The 8850-nt window shown below is 71.1% G+C and carries 7 protein-coding genes; 3 read left to right on the top strand and 4 right to left on the bottom strand.

Annotation, left to right across the window (positions count from 1 at the left end):
• Positions 1-321: 321 nt before the first annotated feature.
• A complete protein-coding gene (locus tag AB0M62_RS34515; protein ID WP_366078283.1) occupies positions 322-681 on the top strand; it encodes a PRC-barrel domain containing protein in 360 nt (119 codons plus the stop codon).
• A 245-nt stretch (positions 682-926) separates the two neighbouring features.
• On the opposite strand, the gene AB0M62_RS34520 is transcribed toward AB0M62_RS34515, so the two are convergent.
• The gene (locus tag AB0M62_RS34520; protein WP_366078284.1) at positions 927-1130 is read right to left on the bottom strand and encodes a hypothetical protein; all 204 of its coding nucleotides are present in this window, start codon (positions 1128-1130) and stop codon (positions 927-929) included.
• A gap of 416 nt (positions 1131-1546) precedes the next feature.
• Positions 1547-1942, bottom strand: a complete 396-nt coding sequence (locus AB0M62_RS34525; protein ID WP_366078289.1) for a CBS domain-containing protein — start codon at positions 1940-1942, stop codon at positions 1547-1549.
• Positions 1943-2546: 604 nt separating this feature from the next.
• Here AB0M62_RS34525 and AB0M62_RS34530 point away from each other — a divergent pair.
• Both AB0M62_RS34530 and AB0M62_RS34535 read left to right on the top strand, forming a co-directional pair.
• Entirely contained in the window at positions 2547-7247 is a 4701-nt protein-coding gene (locus tag AB0M62_RS34530) for a cation-translocating P-type ATPase (protein ID WP_366078285.1), read from the top strand.
• A gap of 165 nt (positions 7248-7412) precedes the next feature.
• The gene (locus AB0M62_RS34535) at positions 7413-7604 is read left to right on the top strand and encodes a hypothetical protein (RefSeq protein WP_366078286.1); all 192 of its coding nucleotides are present in this window, start codon (positions 7413-7415) and stop codon (positions 7602-7604) included.
• A 12-nt stretch (positions 7605-7616) separates the two neighbouring features.
• Here the strand turns inward: AB0M62_RS34535 and grpE are convergent, their stop codons facing one another.
• Complete coding sequence (gene grpE / locus AB0M62_RS34540) at positions 7617-8270, bottom strand: nucleotide exchange factor GrpE (protein WP_366078287.1); 654 nt, start codon at positions 8268-8270, stop codon at positions 7617-7619.
• Positions 8267-8850, bottom strand: a 584-nt coding sequence (locus tag AB0M62_RS34545) for an Hsp70 family protein (RefSeq protein ID WP_366078288.1), incomplete at its 5' end; no start/stop codon positions are given. The genes grpE and AB0M62_RS34545, both read right to left, overlap by 4 nt.

Below are 8850 nucleotides of genomic sequence, written 5' to 3' on the forward strand. Positions count from 1 at the left end.
CGCCCCCCCCGGGCCCCCGGGGGCGCCCGCCGCCCCCGCCACCAACCCCCCCCCCCACGCCCCCCCCCCCCCGGGGGGGGGGGCCCCCACTTTCGGAGCCCGTACGACCCTGGATGGCCGGCTCGCAGTCACGCCAGGCCGGTGCGTGAGCATGTTCGGGGCAGAGCTGGTCCAGACCGGTCGGGTGGACCATCGGTTGCGCGTTCGGCGGCGGGGGTATGCGGTGGGGACGGTGCCAGGAGTTGTGCCCAGCCGACGGCTTTGCCGTTGGGGCCGCCTTCCTGGCTCATGTCGGACGCTACTGAGAGGAGAGACGAGGCCGTGAGCAGCATCTGGGCGTATGCGCAGGGGAGCGGTTACATGCTGGAGCAGTCGCTGGTCGGGTTCACCGTCGAGGCCGGCGACGGTGCTATCGGTCAGGTGGCCCGGCAGCAGGACCAACCGGGGATTCAGCACCTGGTCGTCGACACCGGCGTATGGGTGTTCGGCAAGAGTGTCCTCATCCCGGCCGGCGCCGTCACGCGCATCGACACCGACACCCGGACGGTGACGGTCGCTCGGACCCGGGAGGAGATCAAGGCCGCGCCCGAGTTCGCCACGGACAGTGAGACCACTGATCCGACGTACCTGTCGGCCGTCGGCAACTACTACTTCTCACTTGGCCTTGCTCCGGCGTCCTGACAGCCGTATCGAGCGGCACGCACCTTTGCGCTTCAGCCCGAGTCCGGGCATCCCACAGTCGCTTCCCACCCCGCATGCGGACGCCGGACCCGACCGGCGACACCGGATGCTTCGGCTTTCGGACGGTTCACCGCTTGGCGCGCGGCGTCACCGTCGCCGCTGTCGCGCGGCTTGGGGCGCCTCAAGCCGGCGAAGCCTGACCACGCCCGACCTCAGCGCCTGCGCTGGTGTGGTGTGCGGAGCGCTCAGGGTTTATTGGCGATGGCGCCGAGGTACTGGTTGAGCTGCTCCAGCCGCGTATCGATGCGCTGAGTATTCTCGGCAGTCTCGCGCAGCTGCTCACAGACGGCGAGCAGCGCAAGGACCATGGCCTTGTGCCCTGGATCGGTGACCTTGTTCAGCGCTGCCCGGGCTGCCTCGGCTGCCGACGAGGGGTTACCTTCTGCCACCGCGATTCCTCCCTGCCTGGGCCAACCGCCGACTCTCTCAACTTGTGCCCCACGTACGCGTCGGGAACCCGGCCAGACGTCCTGCGTTCTTGGCTCGGCTCGGTCTGCGGCGCGTCCCCGGTTACCGTTCGATGCACGCGTGCCCGGGCGCCGGCCATCGGATGACGCACCCTGTGCGCGTCGGCACCGTGGATCAACAAGCATCTGCGATGGAGGGGCTGGGGCCTGGTCCGGTCACCGTCGACAAGGGCATACCAGCGAATACCTACCTGAGCGTCAGCGTGCGTGGTGGACGCCGATTGCGGAAGGCAGTGTCCAGAGACTGTTCGCTGTTGATGCGCCAATCCAGGAGCTACGGGCCAGGGTGTGAACGGCCCTGGCGCGCCGGGGCCGTTCACCACTCAGCACGAGCTGTATCAGGCGTTGGGCTCGGCGGTGCTGATGTCGCTCAAAGCGGAATCGGGGTCGCGTGCTGCGGCCACATCTCCGAGGGAGACGATGCCCACGGCGTGGCCGTCGTCGACTACCGGGAGCCTGCGCACGGCATGCTCACGCATCAACTCGACGGCCTTGCCGATGTCGTCGCCGGGGGAAACGGTGACCACCGTCTCGCTGCAGACCGAACCGACAGGGGTTTGGCGGGGGTCCGTGCCTTCGGCGAGGGCCCGCACGACCAGGTCCCGGTCGGTGACGACACCCCGTAGCTCCTCGCCGTCTTGCACAAGGACCGCACCGATGTCGGCTTCGCGCATCCGGCGGGCGGCTTCGACGATCGGGGTCGAGGCCTCGATGGTCACGGGAGCGCTGGTCATGATGTCGCTGATTGTGGAACCGGCGGCGGGCGGCGCCTGCGGCGCGGGCACCGGGCCGGGGGCCGGGGCAGTCGTGGTGGTGGGCTGGGCGTCCTGGGTCTGACCGTCCCCCCCGCTCCGGTCGCCTTCCTGGTCAGGCGGTGCGCCAGGGGCGCCGGAGGATGGGGGGCGGAGCGGGCCGGCGCCGCGCAATATGGCGTAGCCCGCGCCGATGCCGACGGCGACGGGCCACTCCAGGACGCCGACGGCTCCCAGTGCGCCCAAGCCGAGGTAGAGGGGAAGTCCGCCCTTGGCGGGCAAGACCTGTCGGGCGACCGCGAGCGGCAGCATTGCGGCGTTCGCTGCATTGTGGGCGATGCGGTCCAGCGGGATCGTGACGGTTACCTCGTGCTTGCCGCCACTGCCGGCTTGCGGAGAAGAAGCTGCCTGTTCCCTGTCCGTCCCCGTGACCGGCTTGCCCTCCGCCGAGGCCTTCGTCGAAACGGGAGTGCTCATGGCTATCCCCTCGCATCGTGTCAAGACAATGAGGCAATAGAGGCCTTTTGGGGCAATTATAGGACTTTAGGCCTTTTGGTTCCCTGGTCGTCGGGGCGAGGAGTTGCTGATGGGGATCGCAATCCCAACCCTGCGGCTGACCGTTTCCTTCGTCGCGCCTCCTGCCGTGGCCAAGGCGTGGAACGCCATCGCCGGGCCGACGCGGGCAGTGTCAGCGGCGCCGGCTGCCGGTGCCGCTGCGGTGCTGTCCGGGGCGCGGGACGCGGCCGCATCCTGGGCGAGTGCCGGTCGGCGCACGGTGGAGGAGGCGGTGGGTTCTTTGCCGGAACGGTTCGCCGACACGATGGCCGCTGTGACCGGGACGGGGGATCGCCGTACGCGCCGCAGGGTGTGGTCCGGTGCGGGACGGGCGCACATCGAGGTCAGGGGGCTGACCGGGTCGGGCGAGCAGCACCACGCAATGGCCGACGCCGTCCTCGCCGGAGTGCGGCAACTGGAGGGCATCCACTGGGCCGAGGTGAATGCGGCCCTGGGACAGGTGTTGATCGCCTTTGACGACGACCAGGTGGGCACGGACCGACTGGTGGCGGTGGTAGAGGCCGTTGAACAGGCCACCGGCGCCCCCGCCGAACCGTTCCCCGAGACGCCCGCCGCACCCCCGTTCGACCCGGTCCCGGCGAGTCTGGCCGCAGTGTCCCTGGCGGCGGACTGCCTGGGGATGGCGGTGGCGGCCGCCTGGCGTCTGTGGCCGCTGCCACCACTGCCGCGGGGGCTGAGAGCCCCCATGGTCCTGGCGCACACCCAACCCCGCATCCACCACATGCTGCAGGACCGGCTGGGCGTGGCTCATGCCGACATGCTGCTGGCAGTGGCCAACGCGGTGGTGCACGCCGCCACGGCGGGAGCTGCCGGACTGGGGTTGGACGCGGTACACCACCTCCTGCTGTGGTCCGAGATCCGCAGCAGGCAGCAGGTGTGGCATCACAGGGAGGCAGCCCTGGCCGCACAGGCCGAGCATCTCCCCACGGACGTTCCCGTTCCCCCCGCCCGGCCGGTGCCGCTGCCCGCAGGTCCGGTGGAAAGCTGTGCCGACCGAACCGCCGCAGCGACGCTCCTGGCTGCCGCCGGTGTGCTGACAGTGACACACAGCCCGGCTCGGGCTGCCGAGACGATTTTGGCCACCGCGCCGAAAGCCGCCGCGCTGGGACGAGAAGCCTTCACCTGTCTGTTCGCACGTGCTCTGGCCCGCGACAAAGCCGTACCGCTCCGCGGTGAGGCGCTGCGGGTACTGGACCGGATCTCCGCGGTCGTCATCGACTCGGCGGTCCTGTGCACGCCCCGATGCCGGGTGCTGTCCGTCAGCGCCTGCGGGGACTTGGACGACGCCGCTGTTTGGGGGACCGCCCACACCGCGCTGGCCGAGCGTCATCTGCTGGATTTCGCCGGTGAGGGTCCCTGGGAGGTGGACGGCTGGCGCCTGGAACACGCCGAAGGAGCACCACAAGGCCCGCTTGGCGGCCATGCGTTCGTAGTCCTCGACCTCGTCGATGCCGACGGCCGCCGACAAGGCACCGTTCACGTCGGTTGCGAACTCGACCCGCTCGCCGATGCCCTGATCGCCGCCGCGCGCTCCGGCGCCGACCGGGTCGTGATCACCGAGCATCCCAGTACCGTCGCGCTGCGGCCATTGGCCGACGAAGTCCTGCCGGCAGTGGCACCTCTGGCAGAAGAGGTGCGCCGCCTCCAAGCCGACGGGCACGGCGTGCTGCTGATCGCCGAGGAACACGCTGAAGCGCTCCAGGCGGCGGACCTGGGCGTGGCCGTTCTCCCCCGCTCGGTGACCGGTCCAGGCCACTGGCATGCCGACCTGGTGTGCGGACCCGGGCTCCACCAGACCTGGCGACTGCTGCACGCGCTCGATCCCGCACGCCAGGTCAGCGCCCGCTCGGCCCGGCTTTCGACCGGGGCATCGGTGCTCGGCGCCCTGATGACCGCCACCGGCGAGCGCGCCGCGGCCGAGCGGGCCACAGCGCCGGTCCACGCCGCAGCCGGGCTCGCGCTGCTATCCGGGGCGCTCACGGCGCACAAGATGTCGCGCACACCACTGCCCCCGGCGCGGATGCACGGGGCGTGGCACGCGTTGGGCGCACGCGAGGTGATGACCATGGTGCAGCCGCCACCCGGCACCGACCGGCGGCCCGGAGCGGAGGAGTCCGCCGGGCCGACCGGATGGGAACACGCCATGGCCCGCTTCCTCACGCGGCTGCCGCCGGTCGCCGCGTTCCCCGGTCCAGCCCGTCATGCCGCCGCGCTGGCGCGGGCTGTGCGTGAGGAACTGCGCGATCCGCTCACCCCCGTGCTGGCACTGGGCGCCGCGGCTTCGGCGGTGGTCGGCTCCAGCGCGGACTCCGTCCTGGTGGGGGGCGTCATGGTGGGCAACGCCCTCATCAGCGGCATCCAGAGAATGGGTGCCACCCGGGCCTTGAAAGGGCTGCTGCTCCGTGAGCAACTGACCGCTCGACGGCTGACCTGGACCGCCTCCGAGCAGGAGGGCGATTTCCCGGCCGGACTGGATGCCGCGCCCGTCAGCATCGTGAGCGCCGACGACGTGCGGGTGGGAGACGTCATACGCCTCCAGGACTCCGACGTCGTTCCCGCGGACGCCCGCCTCCTGGCGGCCGAAGACCTCGAGATCGACGAGGCCAGCCTGACGGGTGAGTCCGTGCCCGTCGCGAAGGACCCCCGCCCCATACCCGGCGCCGATCTGGCGGACCGCGCGTGCATGGTCTACCAGGGGTGCACCGTGCTGGCCGGCTCCGGATACGCCGTGGTCGTGGCCACCGGGAGCCACACCGAGGCCGGCCGAGCCGCCGAGGTCGCAGGTCCCGCCCGGACTGCGGTCGGCATCGAAGGTCACCTGGCACACCTGACCAAGGTCGCGCTGCCTGCCACCGGAATCGGCGGAGCCGCCGTCACACTGCTGGCCCTTCTGCGGGGGCAGGCCCTGCGCAACGCGCTCGCCTCCGGGGTGGCCATCGCGGTGGCGGCCGTCCCCGAAGGACTTCCCCTGGTGGCTACCGTTGCGCAGTCCGCCGCCGCCCGGCGTCTCGCCCGCAGGGCCGTCCTGGTCCGATCGCCCCGGGTTCTGGAAGCTCTCGGCCGGGTGGACACCATCTGCTTCGACAAGACCGGGACCCTCACCGAAGGACGGCTGTCGGTCACCCGCACCACCACAGCAGACCAGGCCATCCCCCTCACCAGCCCCCACGGCCGCCGATTGCTGCACGTAGCCGCCCGGGCCTGTCCCACCGCCACCGACGGCGGCGGAACACGGCTGATCCACGCCACCGACCGGGCCGTCGTCGACGCCGCCACCGTGCATGCGGGCGAGGACACCGACTGGCGGCCCACCGACGAACTGCCCTTCCTCGCGGAGCGGGGCTACTCCGCCTCCCTCGGTACCGATCCCCACGGGCCCTATCTGGCCGTCAAGGGTGCCCCCGAGATCGTTCTCGAACTCTGCACCACCATCTCGGATCCGGCGCATCCAGAGCGACCCACGCGCCTGGACGCCGATCGGCGGCAACAGGCCGAGGCGCTCGTGCAGTCTCTGGCCGACGAAGGGCTGCGTGTACTCGCCGTCGCCGAGGCGCGCCCGCCGTCCGTGAATCCGTCACCCGACACCACGCCGGTCGGCCCAGTGGCCGACCTGACGCTTCTCGGCTTCACCGCCATCGCCGACACCACCCGGCCCGGCGCCTCGGAAGCCGTGAGATCGTTGGCCGCGGCCGGCCTCAGGACCGTGATGATCACCGGAGACCATCCGGTCACCGCCGCCGCCGTCGCACGAGATCTCGGCATCCCCGGCACCGAGGCGGTCCTGACCGGTACCGACCTGGAATCCCTGCCCGAGCAGGCTCGCCTCGCCCGCGTCACCGAGACGTCCGTGTTCGCCAGAATCTCCCCGGAACAAAAGGTCCGCATCGTCCGGGACCTGCAACGAGCCGGACGCGTCGTTGCGATGGTCGGCGACGGAACCAACGACGCCGCGGCCATCCGCGCTTCCGATGTCGGTATCGGCATGGCCGCGCGCGGGTCCACCTCCGCACGCAGCGCCTCCGACCTGGTCCTCACCGACCCCGACCCCACTCACATCCTCCACGCGCTGCGCGAAGCGCGTGCGCTGTGGGGCAGCGTCCGGGACGCGGCGGCCATCCTGGTCGGGGGCAACGCCGGCGAGGTCGCCTTCACCGTGCTGGGCACCGCCCTGGCCGGCCGGGCCCCTCTGAGTACCCGGCAACTCCTTCTGGTCAATCTGCTCACCGATATGCTGCCGGCCCTGGCGGTTGCGTTGGCCCCGGCGAAACCGCCCGGTGCCGACCCGGATTCGTTCATGGAAGGCCCTGTGCCTGCCCTTCTCGGCCGGGACATGGCACGTATCCTCGCCATCCGCGGCGCCTCCACAGCGATCGGGGCCCTGGCCGCCTGGCAGGGCGGCCGCATGACCGGCCGGACCGGGCGGGCCAACACCATGGGATTGGCAGCCCTGGTCGGCACCCAATTGGGCCAGACCCTCCTCACCGGTCGGCACAGCATCACCGTGGTGGCCACCAGTGCCGCCTCCGCCGTGCTCCTCTTCGCTCTGGTGCAGACACCGGGTATCAGCCATTTCTTCGGCTGCACACCGTTGGGACCGCTGGCGTGGACCATCGTTCTTGCGTGTGCGGCCGCCGCTACCGCGGCCGCCGCTCTCGCCCCTCGAGTAGTGCCCGCCGCCACTCCGGCCCCGCTCGACGCGTCTCCGGGCTGACTGCCGCACGGAGGGTGGAGGGGCGGGCGCAACCGAATGTTCACCGAAATGACCCTTGCCATGTCTCGACCGGCCCGTCCGCCCCGTCTCTACTGGAATCGGGCAATCCGGTTACGGATGCTTCACGCGACACACAGGCCCCGTGCCCACACCCGGAGACGCTCCATGACCCTCACCATCACGGTCACCTGCCCGCGGCTGACCATGACCCCGCCGACCCGGCAGTTCCTGCACACGGCGACACGCCTCGCCGCGCCCGCCGCCATGGCAGCAGCCGAGGTGGCCGGAGTGGGACTCCTCGGCCGCGTCCTGCTCAGTACGGTGCTCACCGCTACGGAGGACGCCGTACGCCCCTAGCCGGTCCGCTGCTTACCGCCCGGGTTGGGGCGCGCCTCCGGCGGGTCCGGTGACCGACACCTGGGCGGGGCGCAGGAGGTGGTCGCCGACGCGGTAGCCGCGGCGCAGTACCGCGGTGCAGACGGGCTGGTCGGCTGCCGGTGACTCTCTGTATGTGAGTGCCTCGTGGGTGGTGGGGTCGAATGGCTGGCCCGGTGTGCCGACGGGCTGCAGGCCCAGTGCTGTCAGGTGGCTTTCGAGCAGGTCGGCGATGGCGGTCAGCGGGCCGGTGACCTCGCCGTGCCGGCGTGCCTGTTCGACCGCGTCCAAGACCGGAAGCAGGCCGGTGAGCACGTTGGCCACAGCGATCTCCCGGATCGCCAGGCGGTCGCGCTGCACCCGCTTGCGGTAGTTGTCGTATTCGGCCTTGAGCCGCTGCAGGTCACCGGTGAACTCTGCAAGCCGTTCCTGCGGCTGCCGCTCCTTGGCCGGGGTTGCGCCGACGCCGGACATCAGCGCGGTGCCGGCGTCGGGGCCGTCCCGGACGGGCGGAGCCTCGGAGCGCTTGTCCTCGGAGGGCCGCAGCTGGAGGGTGTGCGGGCCGGTCCTGCGCCGGTCGTGGACGATGAGCACCGGCCGCTCGCCCCGCTCGCGCGGTCCCGCAGGCGGGTCGTGGGGCATTCTCATCCGGCACCTCCCTTCCGCTCGTCGTCGACGATCTCCGCATCGACGACGTCCTGCTCGGCCGTGTCCTGCTGCCCCTGGTCTGCGGCAGTGCCGGCGCCGGCTGCGCCCGCGCCGCCTTCGCCCTGCGCCTGGGCGTAGATGGCCGAGCCGATCTTCTGCGCGACCGAGGCGGCCCTCTCGGTCGCCGACCGGATCGCGGCAGTGTCCTCACCCTTCAGCTGGTCCTTCAGGTCCGCGACGGCACTCTCAACCTCGGACTTCACATCGCCGGGGATCTTGTCCTCGTTGTCGCGCAGCAGTTTCTCGGTCTGGTAGACGAGGCTTTCGGCCTGGTTGCGTGTCTCGGCCGCCTCCTTACGGCGTCGGTCCTCCTCGGCATGCTGCTCCGCCTCACGGACCATGCGGTCGATGTCCTGCCTGGGCAGCGCGGAGCCACCGGTGACGGTCATCCGCTGCTCTCTGCCGGTGCCGAGGTCCTTGGCCGAGACGTGCATGATGCCGTTGGCGTCGATGTCGAAGGTGACCTCGATCTGCGGCACGCCACGCGGGGCCGGCGGCAGGCCGGTCAGCTCGAACATCC

This window comes from Streptomyces sp. NPDC051219 (assembly GCF_040682335.1).
In the GTDB taxonomy this organism is placed as follows: Bacteria; Actinomycetota; Actinomycetes; order Streptomycetales; family Streptomycetaceae; genus Streptomyces.